The organism is Micromonospora costi (assembly GCF_003626655.1).
In the GTDB taxonomy this organism is placed as follows: Bacteria; Actinomycetota; Actinomycetes; order Mycobacteriales; family Micromonosporaceae; genus Micromonospora; species Micromonospora costi.
In genome coordinates this window covers 1,076,807-1,097,954 of sequence record NZ_RBAN01000002.1, presented here as the reverse complement: position 1 = coordinate 1,097,954, position 21,148 = coordinate 1,076,807, and the positions used below count along the sequence as shown (strand labels likewise).

Annotated in this window: 20 protein-coding genes, 1 pseudogene and 1 riboswitch; of the genes and pseudogenes, 8 read left to right on the top strand and 13 right to left on the bottom strand. The window is 75.6% G+C overall.

Going from position 1 to position 21,148, the window contains the following annotated elements; all coding sequences use genetic code 11:
• Positions 1 to 13: 13 nt before the first annotated feature.
• Genes D7193_RS16135 through D7193_RS16120 form a run of 4 tightly spaced genes read left to right on the top strand, consistent with a single transcriptional unit; the run spans position 14 to position 4,895 of the window.
• Positions 14 to 1,903 carry a pentapeptide repeat-containing protein gene (locus tag D7193_RS16135; RefSeq protein WP_421930405.1) on the top strand — a complete coding sequence of 630 codons (1,890 nt, stop codon included), beginning with the start codon at positions 14 to 16 and terminating at the stop codon, positions 1,901 to 1,903.
• 6 nt (positions 1,904 to 1,909) lie between these two features.
• Positions 1,910 to 3,376 (top strand): NADH-quinone oxidoreductase subunit NuoF family protein, encoded by a 1,467-nt coding sequence (locus D7193_RS16130; protein WP_120780260.1) that lies wholly within the window; start codon positions 1,910 to 1,912, stop codon positions 3,374 to 3,376.
• A gap of 26 nt (positions 3,377 to 3,402) precedes the next feature.
• The gene (locus D7193_RS16125; RefSeq protein ID WP_120780259.1) at positions 3,403 to 3,960 is read left to right on the top strand and encodes a redoxin domain-containing protein; all 558 of its coding nucleotides are present in this window, start codon (positions 3,403 to 3,405) and stop codon (positions 3,958 to 3,960) included.
• A complete protein-coding gene (locus D7193_RS16120) occupies positions 3,957 to 4,895 on the top strand; it encodes a cytochrome c biogenesis CcdA family protein (protein WP_120780258.1) in 939 nt (312 codons plus the stop codon). Before D7193_RS16125 ends, D7193_RS16120 begins: the two co-directional genes overlap by 4 nt.
• Here D7193_RS16120 and serS read toward each other — a convergent pair.
• The 3 genes from serS to D7193_RS16105 form a co-directional block, all read right to left on the bottom strand.
• Complete coding sequence (gene serS / locus D7193_RS16115; RefSeq protein WP_120780257.1) at positions 4,879 to 6,165, bottom strand: serine--tRNA ligase; 1,287 nt, start codon at positions 6,163 to 6,165, stop codon at positions 4,879 to 4,881. The two genes, D7193_RS16120 and serS, sit on opposite strands and share 17 nt — an antisense overlap.
• Positions 6,166 to 6,245: 80 nt before the next feature.
• Positions 6,246 to 7,322: a DNA polymerase III subunit beta family protein gene (locus tag D7193_RS16110; protein WP_120780429.1), complete on the bottom strand. Its 1,077-nt coding sequence runs from the start codon at positions 7,320 to 7,322 to the stop codon at positions 6,246 to 6,248.
• Between the two features lie 46 nt (positions 7,323 to 7,368).
• The gene (locus D7193_RS16105) at positions 7,369 to 8,547 is read right to left on the bottom strand and encodes a saccharopine dehydrogenase family protein (RefSeq protein WP_120780256.1); all 1,179 of its coding nucleotides are present in this window, start codon (positions 8,545 to 8,547) and stop codon (positions 7,369 to 7,371) included.
• Between the two features lie 117 nt (positions 8,548 to 8,664).
• Between D7193_RS16105 and D7193_RS16100 the strand changes: the two are divergent.
• Positions 8,665 to 11,576 (top strand): annotated as a pseudogene (locus D7193_RS16100) (winged helix-turn-helix domain-containing protein).
• Between the two features lie 36 nt (positions 11,577 to 11,612).
• On the opposite strand, the gene D7193_RS16095 reads toward D7193_RS16100, so the two are convergent.
• Genes D7193_RS16095 through D7193_RS16085 form a run of 3 tightly spaced genes read right to left on the bottom strand, consistent with a single transcriptional unit; the run spans position 11,613 to position 13,397 of the window.
• Complete coding sequence (locus tag D7193_RS16095) at positions 11,613 to 12,161, bottom strand: DsbA family protein (protein WP_120780254.1); 549 nt, start codon at positions 12,159 to 12,161, stop codon at positions 11,613 to 11,615.
• Positions 12,158 to 12,655 (bottom strand): redoxin domain-containing protein, encoded by a 498-nt coding sequence (locus D7193_RS16090; protein ID WP_120780253.1) that lies wholly within the window; start codon positions 12,653 to 12,655, stop codon positions 12,158 to 12,160. Before D7193_RS16090 ends, D7193_RS16095 begins: the two co-directional genes overlap by 4 nt.
• 55 nt (positions 12,656 to 12,710) lie before the next feature.
• Positions 12,711 to 13,397: a BON domain-containing protein gene (locus D7193_RS16085; protein WP_120780252.1), complete on the bottom strand. Its 687-nt coding sequence runs from the start codon at positions 13,395 to 13,397 to the stop codon at positions 12,711 to 12,713.
• A 195-nt stretch (positions 13,398 to 13,592) separates the two neighbouring features.
• Here D7193_RS16085 and D7193_RS16080 point away from each other — a divergent pair, with 195 nt between their 5' ends.
• Entirely contained in the window at positions 13,593 to 14,231 is a 639-nt protein-coding gene (locus D7193_RS16080) for a maleylpyruvate isomerase N-terminal domain-containing protein (RefSeq protein ID WP_120780251.1), read from the top strand.
• Positions 14,232 to 14,290: 59 nt separating this feature from the next.
• Here D7193_RS16080 and D7193_RS16075 read toward each other — a convergent pair whose 3' ends face one another.
• Both D7193_RS16075 and D7193_RS33475 read right to left on the bottom strand, forming a co-directional pair.
• Complete coding sequence (locus D7193_RS16075; RefSeq protein ID WP_120780250.1) at positions 14,291 to 14,695, bottom strand: hypothetical protein; 405 nt, start codon at positions 14,693 to 14,695, stop codon at positions 14,291 to 14,293.
• A 134-nt stretch (positions 14,696 to 14,829) separates the two neighbouring features.
• Complete coding sequence (locus D7193_RS33475; protein WP_158674817.1) at positions 14,830 to 14,967, bottom strand: hypothetical protein; 138 nt, start codon at positions 14,965 to 14,967, stop codon at positions 14,830 to 14,832.
• 371 nt (positions 14,968 to 15,338) lie between these two features.
• Between D7193_RS33475 and D7193_RS16070 the strand changes: the two genes are divergently transcribed.
• Entirely contained in the window at positions 15,339 to 15,701 is a 363-nt protein-coding gene (locus tag D7193_RS16070) for an STAS domain-containing protein (protein ID WP_120780248.1), read from the top strand.
• A 12-nt stretch (positions 15,702 to 15,713) separates the two neighbouring features.
• On the opposite strand, the gene surE is transcribed toward D7193_RS16070, so the two are convergent.
• Complete coding sequence (surE, locus tag D7193_RS16065) at positions 15,714 to 16,538, bottom strand: 5'/3'-nucleotidase SurE (protein ID WP_120780247.1); 825 nt, start codon at positions 16,536 to 16,538, stop codon at positions 15,714 to 15,716.
• Positions 16,535 to 17,515, bottom strand: coding sequence for a PfkB family carbohydrate kinase (locus D7193_RS16060; protein WP_174242626.1), 981 nt, complete (start codon positions 17,513 to 17,515; stop codon positions 16,535 to 16,537). The genes surE and D7193_RS16060 overlap by 4 nt, the downstream gene beginning before the upstream one ends.
• 163 nt (positions 17,516 to 17,678) lie before the next feature.
• On the opposite strand from D7193_RS16060, the gene D7193_RS16055 reads away from it, so the two are divergent.
• The gene (locus D7193_RS16055) at positions 17,679 to 18,149 is read left to right on the top strand and encodes an SRPBCC family protein (RefSeq protein ID WP_120780246.1); all 471 of its coding nucleotides are present in this window, start codon (positions 17,679 to 17,681) and stop codon (positions 18,147 to 18,149) included.
• Between the two features lie 74 nt (positions 18,150 to 18,223).
• On the opposite strand, the gene D7193_RS16050 is transcribed toward D7193_RS16055, so the two are convergent.
• The 3 genes from D7193_RS16050 to D7193_RS16040 all read right to left on the bottom strand — a co-directional run bounded on the left by D7193_RS16050 (position 18,224) and on the right by D7193_RS16040 (position 21,138).
• Positions 18,224 to 18,739, bottom strand: coding sequence for a hypothetical protein (locus D7193_RS16050; RefSeq protein WP_120780245.1), 516 nt, complete (start codon positions 18,737 to 18,739; stop codon positions 18,224 to 18,226).
• A gap of 141 nt (positions 18,740 to 18,880) precedes the next feature.
• On the bottom strand, positions 18,881 to 19,939 hold the full coding sequence (locus D7193_RS16045) for a coiled-coil domain-containing protein (protein WP_479680916.1): 1,059 nt from the start codon (positions 19,937 to 19,939) through the stop codon (positions 18,881 to 18,883).
• 13 nt (positions 19,940 to 19,952) lie between these two features.
• Positions 19,953 to 20,084, bottom strand: a riboswitch (cyclic di-AMP (ydaO/yuaA leader).
• Positions 20,085 to 20,223: 139 nt separating this feature from the next.
• A complete protein-coding gene (locus D7193_RS16040; RefSeq protein WP_120780243.1) occupies positions 20,224 to 21,138 on the bottom strand; it encodes a cation diffusion facilitator family transporter in 915 nt (304 codons plus the stop codon).
• Positions 21,139 to 21,148 lie beyond the last annotated feature (10 nt).

Genomic DNA, 21,148 nt, shown 5'->3' with positions numbered 1-21,148 from the left:
CAAGCGTATTGCAGTGGCTGTCAACGCATGGACATACATCACTGCCTGTCGTCCTGGATGGCCAGTACACGCGCGACGGGGCCGGCCGGTTCGATCCGGCGCGGAAATTTCTCGGGCGCCGGTGATCCGCCCACGCCGACGCTCCGTACTGGAGAGGGGAGCGGAGTCGGCCGGCGGTTCGCCGCCACGGGACGATCGAGGAGCAGATGGCCCGCGTCAAGCAGAAGCAGAAGCCGACGGCCGTCCGGACCAGCGCCAGCAGCCGGGGCGTACGCGCCCCGTCCCGGTCCGCCGCGGCGGTGCTCGTGGTCTCCACGCTCGCCGCGCTGTGGGCGGCCGTCATGCTCACGGGCGCCGGCCAGCGCGCGTACGCGTACGGCTTCTTCTTCACCGAGTTCTTCGCCGGGGTGGTGACCCTGGTCGCGCTGAGCCTCACCGTGATGCTCGGCCTGCTCGCCACCGACCGGCTCGTGCTGCTGATCCGGCATCGCGTGCTGATGCAGTCCGCGCACCGGGCCACCGGTGTCCTCGGCATCGTCGGGCTCGGCTTCCACGTGCTCACCAAGGTGGCCACCGGCCGGGCGGCGAGCACCGACGCGGTGGTGCCGTTCGTCTCCGGCGGCGGGCTCTATGTCGGGCTCGGCACGGTGGCCGCGCTGCTCATGGTGGGCGTGCTCTGGACCGGCGTCGTACGTGCGCGCTTCGCGGGCGTCGGTCCGCGGTGGCTGTGGCGGGCGCTGCACTCCATGGCGTACGTCTCGTGGCCGTTCGCCCTGGTGCACGGGCTCAACGCCGGCCGCGCGGCGAAGTCCTGGGTGGTGCTGAGCTACCTGGCCTGCGTCCTGCTGGTCGTGCTCGCGTTGCTGGTGCGCCTCTCGGTCACGCTGGGCCGGCGCAGCCGCGAGCAGCACCAGGCCGCCGTCATGAACAAGGCCCTCGCGGGCCGGCCCGCCGAGGACGGCCGCGGACGGTCGCTGCTGGCGGGGCTGGGCAGCCGCGCCGAGGCCCGACGGGCGGCCCAGGCCGCCCGGGAGCGCCGCGAGGCCGAGTGGGCGCAGGCCACCGCCGAGTTCTCGGTGCCGGCGGGTGGCCGGCGACGCGACCCGGAGCGGTTCACGGTCCCGGTCGTGCCGCAGCCGGGCACCCTGCGCGAGTCCGCCCGACCCGACCGGCGCCGCCGGGACGAGGAGGCGGCGCGGTCGGGAGCGGCGACCTCCGGGCGGTCCACCCGCCGCCGCGACGGGGAGCGGGCGACGACCCGCAACCGGGGCGAGATGCGGGAGCCGAGCCGGTACCGGGACGAGGACGAGCGGGAGTCGGCGGCGATCCGGTCCCGCGAGGAGGAGCGCGAGTCGGTGGCCCGCCGGTCGCGGCGGCGCCGCGCGGAGGAGCCGGAACCGGCCCGCCGCGCCGGCGAACGCGACCGGCGCGAGACGGCGGTGCCGGCGGGGCGTCGCCGCCGGGGCGACGACGTCGACGACGCCACCCGGTACGCGCCGGTGTCCCGCAGGGCCGACGGGCCGGAGGAGCCCTGGACCAGCCCGCGCCGCTGGGAGAGCGCCGACCCGATCTCCGTCGAGCCCATCTCGGCCGGGCCGATCTCGGGCGGGCCGATCTCGGCCGGGCCGATCTCCACCGGGCCGATTTCCGCCGGGCCCGTCTCGGCGACGCCCACCAGCGGTGGACGGCACAGCGCCGACGACGACGTGCCGGAGGAGCCGGACTACTGGCGCCCGCCGGCCCGGTACGTGCCGGAGGACCAGCCCGCCGACGACACCCCGACGCTCGTCGACCTGGCGTCCAGGCGCGCCCGCAAGGCGGCCGGCGAGGGGCGCTCCGGCCGGCGCCGGCGCGCGAACGCCGACGCCGTGGACGGGGCGTACTGGGCCGGGCTGCGGGGTGAGGCCCGGTGACGAGGACGACCGTCCCGCCGGTGGCCTGCGTCGGCGAACCTCGCCTGACCGCCGGGTTCGCAGAGTTCGGCCGGCTCGACCTGGCGGCGCACGACGAGGTGCACGGCCCGGTCGGGCCGATGGAACCCGCCACGCTGCTGCGGCTCGCCGAGGGAATCCAGCTCAAGGGCAAGGGCGGGGCGAGCTTCCCGTTCGCCCGCAAGCTGCGCGCCGTGCTCGAATCCTGCGAGCGGCAGGACGCGAGCGCCGTGGTGGTGGTCAACGCCACCGAGGGAGAGCCGGCGAGCTGGAAGGACAAGGTGCTGCTCACCCGGGCGCCGCACCTCATCCTGGACGGCGCGGCGCTGGCCGCCTACGCGCTCGACGCCGAGGAGATCGTGATCGGCGTCGCCGACGACGGGGTGGGGCGGGACTCGATCATGGAGGCCCTCGCCGAGCGCCGGATGCCGGTGCCGTCGAGCGTGGTCACCGTCCCGCACCGGTTCATCTCCGGCGAGGGTGGCGCGCTGGTCAACGGCATCAACGGCCTGCCGCACATCCCGCCGGGCACCAAGAAGCGCTCCAGTGACTCCGGCGTGAGCGGACTGCCCACGCTGCTGTCCAACGCCGAGACGTACGCCCACCTCGCGGTGGCCGCCCGGCTCGGTCCGTACGAGTACGCCGCAGTCGGCACCGACGACGAGCCGGGCACCGTGCTGCTCACCGTCACCGGCGCGGCGGGTCGCCCGGCCGTGGTCGAGTGCGCCGCCGGCACCCCGCTGCGGGACATCCTCGACCTCTGCGAGGTGCCCGCCGGCCCGGGCATCCTGACCGGCGGCTACCACGGAAAGTGGATCACGGCGGAGGCCGCGGACCGCGCCGAGATCTCCCGCAAGGGGTTCGCCGCGGTCGGCGGCACCCTCGGCGCGGGGATCATGATCCCGCTCGGCGCCGACACCTGCCCGCTCGGCGAGGCGGCCCAGGTGGTGCGCTACCTGGCCGGTGAGTCCGCGGGCCAGTGCGGGCCGTGCCGGATGGGGCTGCCCGACCTGGCCCGGGCCGTGGACCTCGCGGTCGCGGGCAGCCAACCCGCCGACGTCGTCCGGGCCGCCGCCGGCGAGGTCAAGGGCCGCGGCGCGTGCAGCCACCCGGACGGTACGGCCCGGTTCGCGCTCTCCGCGATCGAGGTCTTCGCGGAGGACCTGCGCCTGCACTCCACCGGGGAGGGGTGCGGCCGGCGGGTGAAGGGCGTCATGGGGTTGCCCGGCGCGCCCGACCCGAACCCGCAGAAGCTCACCCTCGACTGGTCCCGCTGCGACGGTCACGGGCTCTGCGCGCACGTCGTACCCGACTTCATCCGCCTCGACGGCAACGGCTATCCGGCCTTCCCTCCCACGCCCGTGCCGACGTGGCTGCGGGCGGGCGCCATGAAGGCGGTCAAGGTCTGCCCCGAGCTGGCGCTGCGGCTGGCCAAGGCCGAGTAGCGGCCCGTACGGAAGGAAGGTCGCCGATGCGGACGATCGCGATGGGGGCGTCGACCCGCGGCGCTGTCGTGGTGGCGCTGCTCGCGGCGCTGGCGGTCGCCGGGTGCGGCGGCGGCCAGCCACCGCGGGTCGCCGGCCCGGCCGGGCCCGCCGGCACGGCGGCGGGAGGGTCTCGCGTCCCGGACGCCCTCGCCTTCACCGCCACCACCCTGGAAGGAGTCTCCTTCTCCGGCGCCGCGCTGGCCGGCCGTCCCGTGGTGCTGTGGTTCTGGGCGCCCTGGTGCGCCACCTGCGCGAGCCAGGCGTGGACGGTGGCCGAGGTCGCGCCGGCGTACCGCGAGACCGTCCCGATCGTCGGCGTGGCCGGCCTCGGCGAGCAGCGGGCCATGCGCGACTTCGTCACCGAGTTCGCGCTGGCCGGGACACCGCAGATCGATGACCGGGCCGGGGTGCTCTGGCGCCGCTTCGAGGTGGTCGAGCAGAGCACCTTCGTGATCATCGACCGCGACGGGCGGATCGTCCACCGGGGCTTCCTCGACGGGGAGGCGCTCACCGCCCGCCTCGCAACGCTCGCCGGCCGATGACCGCCGGGCTGCTGCTCGCGCTGACCGCCGGCATGCTCGCCGCGGTCAACCCGTGCGGCTTCGCGCTGCTGCCGGCGTACCTGTCACTGCTCGTGGCCGGGGAACCGGGCACCCGGGGCGCGGTCGGCCGGGCCCTCACCGCGGCGGCCGGGCTGACCCTCGGCTACGTGCTGGTCTTCGGGGCCTTCGGCCTGGCGCTCGCCCCGCTCACCGGATGGCTGCGACCCCGGCTTCCGTGGCTCACCGTCGTGCTCGGGCTGCTGCTGGTGGCCGCCGGCGCCTGGCTGCTCGCCGGCCGGCGGTTGCCCGCACCGGGCCGGCTCGCCCGGGCGCCCCGGCTCACCCGGTCGTTGCCGTCCGTGGTGCTCTTCGGGGCGGCGTACGCGGTGGCCTCGCTCGGCTGCGCGATCGCCCCGTTCCTGGCGACCGTCGTGACGAGCCTCCAGGCCGGGTCGACCGGGGCCGGCCTCGCGCTGTTCGGGGCGTACGCCCTGGGGATGGGTCTCGTGGTGGCGGTGGCCGCGCTCGGTGTGGCGCTGCTGCGCGACGGGCTGGTGGCCCGGCTGCGCGGCGCCGGCGCCCTGGTGCCCCGGCTCAGCGGCGCGGTGCTGGTGGCGGCCGGCGGCTACGTGGCCTGGTACGGCTGGTACGAGGCCCGCCTCGTCGCCGGACGCCGGGACGCCCTGACCGACCCGATCGTCGTCGCCGCCACCCGGGCCCAGCGCGCCCTGGCCGAGATGCTGGACGCGATCGGCCCGGCGCTCCTCACGGCGGTGCTGGCCGCGCTGCTCCTCGCCGTCGCCGCCCTGTCTCGCCGCCACGGACGCGCCGATCATGCAGGTGTGGTGGTGGACGAAGGTGGCGAGTCACCACCTACCGGGCACCACACCTGCATGATCGACAGCGAGGAAGGGCGGGTCAGCCCCTCGGGGTGAGGCGGTCGATGCCGAGCTTGTCGCGGAGCACCTCGGGCACCAGCACCGAGCCGTCGGCCTGCTGGAACTGCTCCAGGATGGCCGGGAAGAGCCGGCTGGTGGCCAGCGCCGAGCCGTTCAGTGTGTGCACGAAGCGGGTCTGCTTGCCGCCCGGCTCCCGGTAGCGGATGGCCGCCCGGCGCGCCTGGTAGTCGCCGCCCCAGGAGACCGACGACACCTCCTTGTACCTGCCGGTGCTCGGCATCCACACCTCGACGTCGAGGGTCTTGCGCATCGCGGCGCTGGCGTCGCCGGCCGCGAGCAGGCTGGTCTGGAAGTGCAGGCCCAGCTTCCCGACCAGACCCTCCACGTGGTCGACCATCGACGCCAGCGCGTCGTCTGCCTGATCCGGCAGGGTGAACTGGAAGATCTCCACCTTGTTGAACTGGTGGCCGCGTACGGTGCCGCGCTCGTCCGAGTGCGAGCCGGCCGCCTCGCGCCGGTAGCACGGCGTGTAGGCGAACGCCTTCAGCGGCAGGCTCGCCGTGTCGAGGATCTCGTCCTGGTACGCCCCGAGGATCGCCGTCTCCGCCGTGGGCAGCAGGAACTGCCCGCGCGGGGCGGACTGCCGGTCGAGGTGGTAGACGTCGTCGTAGAACTTCGGGAACTGCCCGGCGGCGAAACCGGCGCTGTCCAGCAGGAGGTGCGGCGGGAGCAGGAACTCGTAGCCGGCCGCGATGTTCTGCTCGATCAACCAGTTGAGCAGCGCCCACTCCATCCGGGCGCCCACACCCGTGTACATCCAGAAGCCCGAGCCGCCGAGCTTGACGCCGCGCTCGTGGTCGACCAGGCCGAGGGCCCGGCTCAGTTCCACGTGGTCGCGGACCTTCTCGATCGCGGGCGGCTCGCCGAAGGTGCGGACCACCCGGTTGGCCTCCTTGCCACCGGCGACCACGTCGTCGGCGGGCAGGTTGGGCAGCTCGCTCATGGCGGTGCGCAGGCGGGCCTGCACCTCGTCCAGCTCGGACTCCAGCTGGGCGAGCTGCTTGCGCTCGGCCTCCGGCGCGGTGACCGGCGGCTCGACGCCGGCCCGCTTCGCCTCCGCGTACGCCCGGGCCTCCGCCTTGCGGCGCTGCCGATCGGCGTCGATCTCGCTGATCAGGGCGCGGCGCTCCTGGTCGAGCCGCTGGATCTCGTCCAGTGCCCGGTTGACCTCGGCGGGATCCAGACGCTTCGCCAGCGCGGTCGCCACCGCCTCGCGATCCTTCCGGATCAACTCCATGTCGAGCATGCTGCTCCGTACGCCTCCGTTGCGAGCTTCGGGTGGATCCACCGAATGCTACCGTCGCGGCCCGCCACGGATTCGGCCGGTCAGAGCCGGATGGGCATGAGGATCGAGAAGGCGTCCCCGTCGTCCGGGCGGCGCAGCGCCAGCGGGGCGATCGGGCCGTCCAGCTCCAGCACCAGCTGCGGCCCGCCGGCCGCGTCCAGCGCGTCGAGCAGGTACCCGCCGTTCACCCCGACCCGCAGGTCGTCCGGCCCGACCGGCTCGTCCGGGCCGACCAGCCGCAGCGCGCCGCGGTCGTCGAGGCCCAGCACGGTCACCGCGATCGGCACACCGTCGTGCTCCCGCGCGACCGTCGGAGCGTCGGGGCCCCGCAGCGCGGCCGCGAGCGCCGCCGTGTCGACCGGGACGCGGTGGACCGGCGGGCCCCCCACGGCCGCCCGCACCAGCCGGTGGTAGTCCGGGAAGTCGTACGGCAGTGCGGCGCCGGTCACCACCCGGCCGGCGACCGAGACGGCGATCGCGTCGCCCTCGACGGTCAGGTGGGCCTCCGGGGTGGTCCCGGCCCCCGTGTCGAGCAGGGCCCGGACCTCGTCGACGAAGCCCGCCGGGGCGAGCACCCGGGCCGGCGGCCCGTCCGCCCGGGTGGCGGCGGCCCGGGCCACCGCGAGCCGGTACCGGTCGGTGGCGACGAGCCGGATCCCGTCCGGCTCGACGTCCAGCAGGACGCCGGTGCTGGCGGGCAGGTCGGGGTCGGTGCCGACGGCGAACCGGACGGCGTCGACGGCGCGTGCCAGGTCGACGCGGGACAGCACGAGACGGGTGGTCATGGCGGGCTCCTCGGGGCCGATCAGCGTACGGATCCGGGAGAGCTCGCGGCGGGCGTCGGCGAGACCGTCCTCCAGCCGGCGCAGGTGCGCGTCCAGCAGCCGGTGCACGGCGGCCGGCTCGGCCCGCACCGCGGCGGCGATCTCGGGCACCGGCATGCCGACCCGCCGCAGCCCGGCCACCAGTCGCGCCGGGGCCACCTGCGCGTCGGTGTACCAGCGGTAGCCGGTCACCGGGTCCACCCGGGCCGGCACCAGCACCCCTGCCGAGTCGTAGAACCGCAAGGCGCTGACCGTGAGGCCACTGGCCCGGGCCAGCTCGCCGATGCTGCGCAGTCCGCTCTCCACGCCCGGAATCCTGTCGCCTCGACCTGGTCGAGGGTCAAACCCGGTCGAGCACACGGAAGGTGATCCCCGCGCGGTCGAGGCGGGTCAGCAGCGCCTCGCCCATCGCGGCGACCGGGGTGAGCTGGCCGGCGGCTGGGGGCAGGTCGTCCAGGGCCAGGCACAGCGCCGATTCGGCGAGCATCTTCGCCGTCTCGTCGTAGCCGGGGTCGCCGCCGGCCACCTCGGTGTGTACCCGCCGGCCGCCGCCCGCGCCCACGAACCGGATCCGGAACCACGACCGCGCCCGCTGCTCCGGGGACGGTCCCTGACCGGAGGTGAGCCGGCCGAGCAGCCAGCGCCGGGTGGGAGGCAGCTGCACGAGGCCGGCCACGGCGCCGAGCCCCACCACGCCGGCCAGCACCGTGGGCAGCCGCTTCACGGCCGCGAAGTGCCGGTAGCGGAAGTCCGGGCCGTACTCCGGGCGGGCGGCCGCCGTGCGCCGGACCACCTGGGGGTCGATGGTGGGCAGCGGCACCGCCCACATGCCCAGCTCGGCGGAGCGGGCGATCCGGCCCGGCACCGCCCGGACCCGCCGGCCCTCGGGGCGCGGCTCCACCGCCCGCCGCTCCCGCGCCGCCCGGCTCGCCTCGGCGCGGCGGGAGAAGGCGAGGAGCGCCGACTGGTACGTGCCGGCGGAGATCCGCCCGCCGGCCCGGACGAAGCCGTCCACCGTGATCGGCACGTCGGCGGGCAGCTGCCGTACGGTGAACCACGCGCCCAGGTCGTGCGGCACCGAGTCGAAGCCGCAGGCGTGCACGAGACGCGCGCCGGTGCGCACCGCCTCCGCGTGGTGGCGCAGGTACATGAGGTCGACGAACTCGGGTTCGCCGGTGATGTCCAGGTAGTCGGTGCCGGCGCGGGCGCACGCGGCCACCAGCGGCTCCCCGTGGTGGACGAACGGGCCCACCGTGCTGGCCACCACCCGGGCGCACGCGGCGAGCGCGTCCACCGACGCGGGATCGGACACGTCGGCGGTCACCAGCGGCAGCCCGCCGAGCCCCGGATCGATCGCGGCGAGACGCTCGCGGACGGCGGCGAGCCTGCCCGGGTCGCGGCCGGCCAGCGCCCACCGCAGCCCGGCCGGCGCGTGCCGGGCCAGGTACTCGGCGGTCAGGCCGCCGGTGAACCCGGTCGCGCCGAACAGCACCACGTCGTACGTCCGCTCCCCGGCCATCCCGCGAGTCTGCCACCCGCCCGTCCGCGCCGACAGCGGACGAGGTCCGCAGGCTCCCGTCCCGTCCCGCTCCGGCCTCGCCGACCGGTTCCGCGGAAGGCCACTCGCCCCGAAGGGGTGAACGGCCCCCGGCCGGGTAACCGCCCGCCGACCGGGGGAGGAACGCGTCCGTGGGGGTGGGCCGGATGCCGGAACAGCGAAGCGGCGCGCGGGTGGGTACGGCGCAGCGGGGGCCGACCGGGTCGCCGCTGCTGGCGTCCCGGCTCACGCCGCCCGCGCCGCCCGAACCCGTGGTGGCCCGGCCCCGGTTGCTGCGCCGGCTCGACGCCGGCAGCGCCGGGCCGGTCACGCTGGTGAGCGCCCCGGCGGGCTGGGGCAAGACGACCCTGCTCGCCTCGTGGATCCGGCTCGTGGGCGGCAGCGCGGGGGAGGGCGCCGAGGTGCGGCCCGACGGCAGCGTCGACCCCACCTCCGCACCGGTGCCGGCCTGGGTGTCGGTGGAGGTGGGCGACGACGGCGAACGGCTCTGGTCGTACCTGGCGGCGGCGCTGCGGGACACCACCGACGCGGCGGGGGCGGGGCCGGTTCCGGATCATCCGCCGCGCCCCGACCAACTGGAGCTGCTGGCCGCCGCCCTCGCCGCCCGTGAGCGCCCGGTGCTGCTGGTCCTCGACGACCTGCACCGGGTCACCGACCCGGCGGCGCTCACCGGCCTGGAGTTCCTGCTCCGCCACGCCGAGCAGCGGCTGCGCCTGGTCGTCGGGGCGCGCGCCGGGCTCCCACTGGCCGTGCACCGGCTCCGGCTCGCCGGAGAACTCACCGAGATCGGGCCGGACGACCTGGCCTTCACCGACGACGAGGTGGCCGACCTGTTCGCGGCGCACGGCGTCCACCTGCCCGGCGCGGCCCTGCGCCGGTTGCGGGAACGGACCGGTGGGTGGCCCGCGGTGCTCCGGTTCGCGGCGCTGGCACTGCGCCGGCAGCCCGACGTCACGCGGTGGGTCGAGCGGTTCGGCGGTGACCAGCCGGAGATCGCCGGATACCTGCACGAGGAGGTGCTCGCGGCGGTCGAGCCCGAGGCCCGTGACCTGCTGCGCCGCACCGCCCTCGCCGAGACGGTCTGCGCCGACCTGGCCGACGCCCTCACCGGACGGGGCGACTCGGGACGGGTGCTGGGCGACCTGGCCGGCGACGGCGGCCTGCTGACCCGCGACGACAGCCGGCCCCCCTGGTACCGCTGCCACCCGCTGCTCACCGACCTGCTGCGGGCCGAGCTGAGCCGGGTGCCCGACGACGAGCTGCGCGAGCTGCACCTGCGGGCGGCCGGCTGGTACGCCGACAACGGGCGGCCGGCCGACGCGCTGCGGCACGCGCTGACCGCCGGCCGGTGGGACCTGGCCAGCGAGATCTTCGTCGCCGAGTGGCCGGAGCTGGCCCCGTACGACGGGGTCGCCTCCGCTGGGCCCGCCCCCACGCCACCGCCGCCCGAGGCCGTGCGGCGTGACCCGGAGGTGGCGTTGGCCTGCGCCGCCGAGCGGGCCCACGCCGGTGACGGCACCGCCGCGGCGGCGCACCTGCGTACGGCGGTCACCCACGCGGGCACGCTGCCCGTGCCGCACCGCGACCGCTTCCTGCGGCTGGCCACCGCGCTGGAACTCACCCTGGCCCGGCTCGCCGGCGACCCTGCCGAGGTGCGCGCCGCGGCGGCCCGCCTCGTCCGCAACCGCATCGCCCCGGCGGCACGTACCGGCGGGGCGGCGACCGCGGAGGAGACGCCGGGCCCGACCGGTGGGCCGCGGGGCGGCGCCACCGAGGACGCCGACCTGCGCGCGTTCGCGGGCACGGCGCTGGGGCTCACCGAACTGGCCGAGGGGCAGCTCCCGGCGGGACGGTTCGCCCGGGCGCTCGCGGCGGCGCGGGAGGCCGGCCGCCCGCGCACGGAGCTGGTGTGCGCGAGCCGGTCCGCGCTGCTCCAGGCGGTACGCGGCGAGCTGCGCGCCGCCGAGGCGTCCGCCCGGGAGGCCCTGGCCATGCCCGCCTGCCACGGCTGGGCCTGCCGTGTGGACTGCGGGTACGCCTACCTCGCCCTGGCCGTGGTGGCGCTGCACCGGGACCAGCCCGAGGAGGCCGCCGCGAACCTGGCGCTCGCGGCGCCCGCGACCGGCGACGAGCGGAACGGGAGGCCGCCCGGCGCACGGGTGCCGGCCGGGGAGGCCACCGCGGCCGCTGTGGCGGCGCTCTGCCGGGCGTGGCTGCGGCACGACCGGGGCGATGCGGCGGCCGCCCAGCGGCTGCTGGCCGAGGCCCGCGCCCGGACCGCCGACCGGCCGGGTGGGGCGGAGCTGGCGCACCTGCTGGTGGCGGCCGACGCCGACCTGCGTGCCGACCGCGGCGACCTCGACAGCGCACGGGGACTGCTGGCCGAGCCGGTCCGGGACCGCGCCGAGCCGGTGGAGCCGCTGGCCGTGGCGCTGGCCCGGGTCGAGCTGCGGGCCGGCGACGCGCGCGCCGCCGGCCGGGTGCTGCCGGACTGGCAGGCCCCGGAGGCGGCCGCCTGGCCGTTGCCGGTACGGCTGGAGGCCGGCCTGCTCGACGCGGTCCTGGCGCAGCGGGGCGGGGACGAGCGGCGGGCTGGCCGGCTCCTGGAACAGGTGCTCGACCTGGCCGCCCCGGAGGGCTTCCGGCGGGTGTTCCTGCGCGCCGGGCCCGGCGTACGGGACCTGCTCGCCGCCCACCTCGACACCGGCACGGCGCACTGGTCGACCGTGAGCGACCTGGTCCGGGGCGCGGACGAGCCGACGGACCGGGCGCCCGTCGAGCCCGGGCCGACGCTGGACGAGCCGCTCACCGAGCGAGAGTTGACGATCCTGCGCTACCTGCAGAGCATCCTGTCCAACGTGGAGATCGCCAGCGAGCTGTCGCTCTCGGTCAACACGGTGAAGACGCACGTGCGCAACATCTACCGCAAGCTCGACGCGACCCGCCGCCGCGAGGCGGTGCGGCGGGCGCGCGAGCTGCGGCTGATCTGAGACGGCCGGGAGGGCGCGAACGCCCGAGCCCCGGCCTTACGTCTCCGCCGCGGCGTCGACCGCGGCCAGCAGGTCGGCCAGGGAGTACCCGCCGTCGTGCCGGACGTCGTTGAGGAACAGCGTCGGCGTCCCGTTCACGCCGCTGCGGATGCCGCCCACGAAGTCCCGGCGTACCCGGTCGGCGTGCGCCTGGCGCTCCACCTCGGCGCCGATCTCGTCGGGAGGCATGCCGAGCTGCTCGACGCCGAGCGACAGGTGCACGGGGTCGAGCTGGTCCTGGTGTTCGAAGAGCCAGTCGTGCATCTCCCAGAACTTGCCGCGCGCACCGGCCGCCTCGGCCGCCTCGGCGGCGCTCTCGGCGTACGGGTGGACATTGGCGATCGGGAAGTGGCGGTAGACGAGGCGTACCGTGCCCTCCCGCTGCCGGAGCAGCTCGTGCAGGTTCGGGTACGCGGCCCCGCAGTACTGGCACTGGAAGTCGCCGTACTCGACGACGGTCACCGGGGCGTCGTCCGCGCCCCGGACATGGTCGGCTCCGGTCACCGGCGTCCGCAGACGGGCGGTGACCTGCAGTGGCGTTGTCATCCGGCCATCACCTCACGATTGCTGCACAACCGCTCCAGCGCGTCGAGGATCCCGTCGGCGCCCGGGTTGACGTCCGGCGGGGAGACGTGGCTCCACGCCACGGTGCCCTTCTGGTCGAGCACCACGAGGGCCCGGTCCGCCTCTCCGCTCGGCGCGTACGCGCCGTAGGCGCGGGCCACCGCACCCTTGGGCTCGAAGTCGGCGAGCAGCGGAAAACGAATCCCCTGGCTCTCCGCGAAGGCCCGGTGCGACCAGATGCTGTCCACCGAGATGCCCAGCACCGCCGCGCCGTACCGCTCGAACTCCGGCATGGCGGCCTGGTAGAGCGCCATCTGGTCCCCACAGACGGGGCTCCAGTCGGCCGGGTAGAACGCGAGCACGACCGGGCGGCCACGGTAGTCGCCCGGCCCGGTGCGGCGCCCGTCCGGGGTGGCCGGCAGCGCGAAGTCGGGCGCCGGCCGCCCCGGCCCGATCAGACCGTTCGGATCAGTCATGACTCCCACACTGGCCGCCGCCCGGGTGAGGGCGGGTCACCCGGCCGGGGTGGTTCTAGCGGAGCGCCGGGGCCACGGCGATCCGGTTCTGCACCTCCCGGATGCCCGGCGCCGACCAGGCGACGCGCTCCACCTCGGCACGCTCGGGCATGGAGTGCACCAGACCGCTCAGCAGCACGGTGTCGCCGTGCACCCGCACCGTGACCCGCTCGGCCTCGGTGGCCCGGTTGCGGGCCAGCGCGTCGACGATCCGGCGGGCGAGGTCCGAGGTGTCGGGCCGGGTCGCCGGGCGGACGGTGAGCCCGTTGCTGACGCCGCGTACGCCGGCGAGCCGGCTCACCGACCGTTCGGCGGCGCGCCGCTGGTACTCCCACTCCACGTCGCCGTGCAGCGTGACCCAGCCGCCGGAGACGGTCGCCTGCACCTGCTCCACCGGCACGAAGGCGTCCCACTCCAGGGCGTGCCCGACGGCTGCGGCGATGTCCGGGTCGGCCCGCTCGGCCCCGCCGGGCAGCTGCACGGTCAGGTCGTTCGCGACCGCGCGGACCCGGGTCACCCGGTGCGCGGCCCGTTCGGCGGCCCACTTCTTGGCGTAGCTGTCCACCCGGCCGCTCAACGTGACCACGCCCTCGGACACGGACACCCCGATCTCGTGCGGCCGTACCCGGGGTTCCCAGGTCAGCTCGTCGAGGACGTCGGACTGGATGTCCTGGTCGGTACGCGTGACGGTCTCGGTGGCCATCTGTCCCTCCTCCCGGTGCGCGGGGCGGCCTCACGGCACGGACGCCGCCTCCACGCGATGGTGCCGCCGCCCGGGGTGAGCCGTCCTCGCCCGACGGGGGTGAGCGGCGGTCCGGGCCCTGGGAGCACCACCGCCGCCCGGCCGGCGCGCGCGGCACCCTAGGCTCGCCCTGGTCCCACCCCGAGGAGGTACGACATGGGTCCGATCCGGACGGCCTACCTGACCGCCGCGCGTTCGGCCGTACGACTGCTGGGCGATCCGGCCGTCGCGCGGTTGTGGAACAGCCCCAGCGCGCTCGCCGAATTCGGTGTCGCCGGCCTGGCCGGGCACCTGGCGTCGCAGGTCTTCCAGGTGGAGGCGGTGCTGGCCGAGCCCGTACCGCCCGGCGAGCCCATCGACCTGCTCGACCACTACGCGCGCGGGGTGTGGGTCGGCGCGGGCGTCGACGCGGAGGTGAACGTGGGCATCCGCCGCGTCGGCGAGAAGATCGCGGAGGAGGGGCCGGACGCCCTCACGGCCCGGACCGCGGAGGCGGTGCAGCGGCTCGCCGAGGCGCTGGCCGCCGAGCCGGCGCAGCGGGTGGTCCACCTGGCCCGGGGCCCGTGGTCGCTCACCCTGGACGACTTCCTCACCACCCGGCTCATGGAGATCGCGGTGCACTCCGACGACCTCGCGGTCAGCGTCGACGTGCCCACCCCGGACCTTCCCGCCGAGGCGATCGACCCGGTGGTCTCGCTGCTCGCCCGGCTCGCCGTACGCCGGCGCGGCCAGCCGGCCGTGCTGCGCGCCCTGGCCCGCGCCGAGCGGGCCCCCGCCGACGTCACCGCATTCTGACGGGCTGGACGCTTCCCGACCGTGACGGTGCCGCCGTGGCGACACCGTCACGGCGCGGATCACTCCAGGTTGGCGGGAGAGCTGGGCCGGTCCACGTCGACGAACTCGATGTCGTCGACCGCCCGGTCGTCGCGGCTGCCGGCGGCTCGGGCGGCGGTGCCGGCGGCCCAACCGACGGCGGCGCCGACCAGGGCCGCGGCGACCAGCAGGGTCCAGGGCAGTGCCGGCCGGCGGCCGGCGAGCGCGTCGAAGGCGAGGCTGGCCCGGCGCCGGGCCTCCTCGGCGGCGGTGCCCACGAGGTCACCGGCCTCGTCGCCGAGACGGTGACCGCCGCGCCGGGCGGAGCGGGCGGTGTCGCGGACGCTGTCCCCGGCGGAGCTGACGGCGGAAGCCAGGTGCTGCCACGCCTGGTCCGCGATCCGCTCGGGTCTGCTGCGGCGGTCGAGCAGGGTGGTTCCGAACATCGGGGTTACCTCCTCGGGGTGCCGGCGCGGACGGTCGCTGGCTGCTCGGCCGTCCGTCCCGGCGCGTCACGGTTGGCCTCCTCCGCCAGTGCCCCGCCCCCCGACTGCGCAAACCCGCCGGCCCGGGCGGTCGCTCAGCGCAGGACGGCCACCGTGACGCCCCGGGCGAAGTCGTCGTCGTCATCGTCGTCGTCCCCGCCGCCGAACCCGCAGGCCAGTACGAGGGCGAGCAGGGCGGCCACGCCGGCCAGGCCGGCAAGTCTCTTGATCATCGATCGTCCTCTCCGTCGCGGGTGGGCTCCCGGCCGATGCTAGGCAGCTCCCGCAACGGCGCCGGGCGGAGTCGATCATGAATGCCCCACCCCGCGCACCCTCATGATCACCAGAGGTTGGCCGGGGCGGCACGTGCCGTTTCGTCCCGGCTGGGCGGCACGGGTTACCCTGGGTCCGCGACGCATGAGTCGTGGCGAATCGTTGAACGAACAGACGAAGAGAAGAGTCGGGACAAGGGCGACAACACGTGCCCTGATCCGCGAAATGCTCATCCCTCAGGGGTGGCGACCAAGGCCGTCGGAGGAATACTCTCGGTCGCGGCCCGCGTACTGATGAGGCGCCCGGGGGACGGGCGGGTGGAGGTGCTCGCGTGAGCCTGTCGATCGTGAAGTCGGTTCTGTCCGGTGGTGTGGTGGAGATCGCCCCGCGGGGCGAGATCGACGTCGACACCGCGTACGAGGTGCGCGAGGCGATCGCCGAGGTGCTGGCCAAGGGCCGTCCGGAGCGCATCGAGCTCAACATGCGCCTGGTCACCTTCATCGACTCCGTGGGCATCAGCGCCATGGTCGCCGGCTTCCAGACCGCCGAGGTGAGCGGCGTGAAGCTCGTGGTCACCGAGCCGAGCCGCTTCGTGCACCGGCAGCTCTGGGTGACCGGCCTGCTCGGGCTGTTCGGCGCGCCCGAGCCCTACTACGCGGGCGCCCCCACGCCCGAGGTGCTGCCGGGCGCCTGACGCCCGGGGCGTTCACTCCCCGTCGAGGCCCGAGAGGTCCACGTCACCGACCTCGCTCACGGCGCGGATCGCCGTGACCGAGGCGTACCCGTGGGCCAGCAGCGCCACGTCGGTGCCGGCCTGCGCCGCCTGGCCGGGCTCCTGCAACGAGGTGCGGACGAAGCCGTGCCCGGTCTCGGCGACGGTCATCTGCACCTGGCCGAAGGTGGCCAGCGAGCCGCGACGCACCCCGCGCAGCCGCCCGTGCGGCAGGTCGGGGGCGTTGACGTTGAGCACGCTCTCCGGCGGCGCGGCGGTGAGACGGGGGAGTAGGTCCAGGGCGACGCGGGCGGCGGTGGACCAGTGCCGCTCGGCGTCCCGTACGCGCCCGGCGGCGGCCACCGCGGCCCCACCGCTGGCGGCGGTCGCCTCACCCGCGGACAGCACGTCGAGCGAGACCGCCATGGCCCGGCAGCCGTTCGCGGCGGCCGTGAAGGCGGCGCCCACCGTGCCGGAGTGCAGGATGGCCCGGCCGGCGTTCGCGCCCCGGTTGACGCCGGAGAGAACCAGCGACGGGGGCGGCCCGAACGCGCCGTGCATCGCGATCAGCGCGATGAAACCGGGCGAGCCCCCCACGCCGTACGCCGGGACGCCGGGCAGCTCGGGCAGCGGATGGTCGCGGACCACGACGTGCCCCTCCCGCTCCACGGCGGTCATCGACGCGCTGGTGCCGCTCGCCTCCTCCAACGGGGCGGCGACCACCACGTCCAGGCCCCGGTCCACGGCGGCCCGGGCCAGCGCCAGGATGCCGGGCGCGCCGATGCCGTCGTCGTTGGTCACCAGTACGCGTGTCGTCATCGCTCGATCACCCGGTCGGCCAGCTCGTCCGGAGTGGTCCGTTCCTGCGGGCGCGTGCCGGCCGGGACGAGCCGCACCCGGTCGACGAGCCCGGCGATCGAGTCCGACCGCCCGGTGCCGAGGCCGTGCCGGGTGACGTTCAGGGCGCCCGCCGCCGCGCCCGTCCGGATCGCCGTGCGCAGGTCACCGCCCCCCGCCACCACGGCGGCGACGCCGGCCGTCATCGAGTCGCCCGCGCCGCGCGGATCCGCCGCCTGGAGGCGGGGCATCTCCACCTCGAACAGTTCCCCGTCGACGAGCGCGAGCGCCGGGCGGTCGGCACGGCTCACCACCACGCTCTCGGCGCCCGCCGCGTGCATGTCGTACATGGCCCGGGACAGCTGCTCCTCGTCGTCGTCCGCGGCGCGGCCGTCCCGGATCAGCTCCTCGTGGCTGACCTTGAGGAAGAACACGCCGCTGTCGAGCACCGCGGTGAGGTGCTCTCCCGAGAGGTCGACCACCACCCGGCCGCCGTTGGCGCCGAGGTCGGCGGCGAAGCGCCGGTACAGGTCCGGCGGGACCAGCGCGGGATCGTTCGGCCCGCTGAGGACGCTCACGGGCGCCCGCAGGCCCTCGCCGAGCGCGAGGTTGTAGAGCTCGTCCAGCTCGTGCCGGCTCAGGGGCTGGCCGGGCACGTCGACGATCTCCTGCCGGGAGCCCTCCCGCCGGTCGTGGACGTACCCGCCGCTGCCGCCGGAGTCCCGGACCACCACCTTCAGGTCCACGCCCTCGCTCACCAGCAGTGGCTCCAGGACCTGGCCGATCTCGCCGCCGAGCGCCGTGCAGAGCACCACCTCGCCGCCGAGCGACATGATCATCCGGGCCTGCCAGACGCCCTGACCGCCGGGATGCAGGTGGATCTCCGGCTGGCCGGTGGGTTGGTCCACGGTCACCGTCAGCAGCGGCGTGGGAGCGAAGACCATCACGTGCCCGCTCATCGGCGTACCCCCTGCCTCTCCGTCACCCGTCACGATTCCCCGACGGATGACCGGCATGCGACCGGTATCCGAAAGCGCGGTATCCGATCGGTGACCGCGCGGGGCGTTGCCAGCCCGGTCGGCGTACGCGACGATCGGGCGACCGACGGCGGCGGGAGACGGTGTGCTCAGGCGGGATTCCTTCAGTTACACCGTCCAGGCGCGATGCTCGCTCTCCGACGCGGCCGCGCTGCTCGCGGATCTGAGCCGGCAGGGCGACCTGCACCCGCTGATCGTACGGGTCCGCCGGCTCCCGCCCCGGCCCGGCGCGCAGGCCAGCTACACCATCTCCGACCGGCTTCCCGCCGGGCCGGTTCGCTTCCCGACGCGCTACCGGGCCGACGTCCTGGTCACCACTCCCGAGGAGATCGTCACCGTGGCCCGGCAGTGGCCGGCCACGACCGTGCGCAACCACACCCGGCTGCGGGCCGAGCCGGGTGGGCTGGTCCGGGTCGACGTCGAGATCACGCTGGCCGCGCCCGCGCCGCTGTTCCCGTACGCCTTCCGGCAGGCCCGCGCCGCGCACCTGGCGCTGGCGGCCCGGCTCGGCGCCGTGCTCGACCGCGACCCCGACGACCCGGCCGTGCGGGACTGAGGTCGCCCGCTGCGGGCGGACCGCCGCCACGCCGCGCCGGGCTGGGACGGCAGCGACGCCCGGCCGCCACGTCGTCAGGCCGCGCCGCGTCCGGCCGGGGCGGGCCGTCGGGGTGCGGCCGGTACGGCCCGCCGCGTCCGCCCCCACGGTTTGTACGTCGAGAGTACGGTCGCGACGACCATCAGGCTGGTCGACACGGCAGGCGCGATCACCAGGTCGGCCCGGTCCCGCGGCGGCAGGGCCGCGCCGAGGTCGCCGGCGGCGCGCAGGTTCGGCATGAGCAGGAACAGCACCAGCCCGACCATCACCGTGGTGATCAGCAGTTTGACCAGCACCCAGCGGTACCGGAGCAGCCCCCACGGTGTGAGCAGCGCGCTGACCACGCCGACGACCCATGTGAGGATGCTCAGCGGCGCGAAGAGGACCGTGCCGACCAGCGCCGCGACGGGGTAGACCGTGGCCGGGTCGGCGCCCCGCAGCACGGCGACGCCGAGGGTGAGCAGCACCAGGTCGGTGCCGAGCCACCCCAGGGAGGTGACCAGGTGCAGGGTGAGCAACGCCTTGCGCGTGGTGGGTCTGGTCCGAGTCATGCCCCCGATGCTGCCGGCGGACGGGCGGGGGATCGTCGGTCGACCGACGACACCGCGCCTACGCTCCGGGACGTACCGGAGGGGGCCCGGGTGCGTACGCCGGGTGGCCCGCCGCACCGACGGGCCACCCGGGTCGCGGCGTCAGTACACCGAGAGGTGCACGTGGTTGGTGTGGTCGCTGGAAGGGTCGCCACCAGCCCCGCTGTACGACTTCCACCCGCTGCTGGGCAGCCAGATCTGCCGGTACCAGATCACGTAGAGCACGGCCAACCGGTCGGCGTTGCGGATGAAGTACGCGGCCAGGTTGTTGCCGTACGTCTTGTCGCCGCCGGTCGCGTCGCCGCCGAACCCGTCCTTCTGGGCGGCGAAGTCGCAGGCGCGGCCCTTGGGATGCTCCCCCGAGCCGCCGTCGCGGTGGCAGGAGACGTACCGGGTGAAGCCGGCGGCCTTGGCCTGGTTGAGCGCGTGCAGCATGCGCGGGGTGATGCACCCGGACGCGGGCGTCGGGTCGTTGACGCTGCACGACTCGGACGGCCACGAGCCGTCGGAGTTGCGCGGCGCCGGGGCCGCGTTCGCGGTGGACGTGCCCCGGTTGGAGCCGCCGGAGGAACCGGACGCCGAGGCGTTGGCCACCTCGAGCGCGCGCTCGGCCTGCTCCTTGCGCTTGGCCATCACCGTGACCTGCTTACGCTGCTCGGTGATCTCGCCGCCGAGCGCGGTGCGGGTGCGGTTGACCTCCTCCCGGGTCTCCTGGAGGTCGCGCAGCGCCCGGTCCTCCTTGGCGGCGACCACCTCCAGCTCGGCCGCGCGGTCCAGGAAGCCGTCCGGAGTGTTGCTATTGAGCAGCGCGGAGACCGTGCCGAGACGGCCGGTGCGGTAGGCCACCTCGGCGATCTCGCCGACCTTGCCGCTGCGCTCGGCCAGCTCCGCCTCGGTCGCCTCGAGCTGGTTGGTGAGCTGCTTCTGCCGCTCGACCGAGCGGGCGAGGGCGCTCTTCGCGTCCAGCCAGCCCTTGCTGGCGGCTTCGAGTTGGGCGCGCAGGCTCGGGGTGCCGCCCTCCGGGTCCTGCCCGGGTGCCGCGGCGGGAAGGGCGGCCGGGGGAGCGGCCACGGCGGCGCCGGAGGTGATCGCGACGCAGAGAGCGAGCGTCGCGGCGATCAGGGCCGCCGTGCGGGCGGCGCGTCGTCGTACGGGTGCCACTACTGGCATGCACATGTCCTTCCGTCAGCCGCCGACCGGGTTAGCTGACGGGTTCGGGACGGAAGATCCCTACCGCTGACGCGGATGCACCCCAGGAACGTGGTTCCCCGGCTCGCCCGCACGGGCGATTAGGCGACGGCCGCCGCCGGCACCGGTGGGTGCCGCCTGGCGGAGGCCGGGACAGAGCCTACCGGGACGGACGGGACGGATGCAGCAGTTGTGACGGTACGTGTCGGTGTGGTGACCGATAAGTGGGGTGCTCGTGCCCAAAGACGGGCAAAGAGCTACCACTCGGCCGGCCCGCAGATCCCCGGGGTGGCGCCCGGCTCGGTCTGCAGGGTGGCGTGCTCGATGTGGAAGTCCTCGCGCAGGGCGGTCCGCGCCGCCGCGAGCACGGCGCCCACATCGGCGCCGGGGGCCATGGTGAGGTGCGCCGAGGCCACCTCCATCCCCGAGGTGAGCGTCCAGACGTGCAGGTCGTGGACGCCGGCCACGCCGGGCACCGCCGCCAGCCGGTCGTGCACCGCGGTCACCTGGAGGTGCTCGGGTGCGGCCTGGACCAGGATGCGCACCGCCGCGCGGCCGAGCCGCCAGGTGCGGGGGAGGATGAACACGCCGATGGCCACGGCCACGACCGGGTCCGCCCACCACCAGTCGGTCACCGCGATGAGCGCGGCCGCGCCGATCACGCCGAGTGAGCCGAGCAGGTCGCCCAGCACCTCGAGGTACGCGCCCTGGAGGTTGATGCTCTCCCGCGCTCCGGAGCGCAGCAGGGCGAACGCGACCACGTTGGCGAGCAGGCCCAGGACGGCGACGGCCAGCATGGGGCCGGCGAGCACCTCGGGTGGCGCGCCGAACCGGCCGACCGCCTCGACCACCACGTAGACCGCGACCCCGGACAGCAGCACCGCGTTGGCCAGCGCGGCGAGCACCTCGAGGCGGTAGAGGCCGAAGGTGCGTTGCGGGTCCGTGCCGGCGCGCCGGCCCGCGGTGATCGCGGCGAGGGCCATGCCGATGCCGAGCACGTCGGTGAACATGTGCCCGGCGTCGGAGAGCAGGGCGAGCGAGCCGGTCCGGAACGCGGCCACCGCCTCGACCACCATGAGCGCGGCCAGCAGGCCGAACGCCGCCCAGAGCCGGCCGCGGTGGTGTGCGGCGGCGTTCGCCACCGACCCCCCGTGGTCATGACCTGCGCCCACCGACCCACCC

Bases quoted from the DNA above. Each gene is read 5' to 3' on its own strand.
- D7193_RS16125 (WP_120780259.1), top strand. From the start codon at position 3,403: ATGCGGACGATCGCGATGGGGGCGTCGACCCGCGGCGCTGTCGTGGTG.
- D7193_RS16120 (WP_120780258.1), top strand. From the start codon at position 3,957: ATGACCGCCGGGCTGCTGCTCGCGCTGACCGCCGGCATGCTCGCCGCG.
- serS (WP_120780257.1), bottom strand. From the start codon at position 6,165: ATGCTCGACATGGAGTTGATCCGGAAGGATCGCGAGGCGGTGGCGACC.
- D7193_RS16105 (WP_120780256.1), bottom strand. From the start codon at position 8,547: ATGGCCGGGGAGCGGACGTACGACGTGGTGCTGTTCGGCGCGACCGGG.
- D7193_RS16095 (WP_120780254.1), bottom strand. From the start codon at position 12,161: ATGACAACGCCACTGCAGGTCACCGCCCGTCTGCGGACGCCGGTGACC.
- D7193_RS16090 (WP_120780253.1), bottom strand. From the start codon at position 12,655: ATGACTGATCCGAACGGTCTGATCGGGCCGGGGCGGCCGGCGCCCGAC.
- D7193_RS16085 (WP_120780252.1), bottom strand. From the start codon at position 13,397: ATGGCCACCGAGACCGTCACGCGTACCGACCAGGACATCCAGTCCGAC.
- D7193_RS16080 (WP_120780251.1), top strand. From the start codon at position 13,593: ATGGGTCCGATCCGGACGGCCTACCTGACCGCCGCGCGTTCGGCCGTA.
- D7193_RS16075 (WP_120780250.1), bottom strand. From the start codon at position 14,695: ATGTTCGGAACCACCCTGCTCGACCGCCGCAGCAGACCCGAGCGGATC.
- D7193_RS33475 (WP_158674817.1), bottom strand. From the start codon at position 14,967: ATGATCAAGAGACTTGCCGGCCTGGCCGGCGTGGCCGCCCTGCTCGCC.
- surE (WP_120780247.1), bottom strand. From the start codon at position 16,538: ATGACGACACGCGTACTGGTGACCAACGACGACGGCATCGGCGCGCCC.
- D7193_RS16060 (WP_174242626.1), bottom strand. From the start codon at position 17,515: ATGAGCGGGCACGTGATGGTCTTCGCTCCCACGCCGCTGCTGACGGTG.
- D7193_RS16050 (WP_120780245.1), bottom strand. From the start codon at position 18,739: ATGACTCGGACCAGACCCACCACGCGCAAGGCGTTGCTCACCCTGCAC.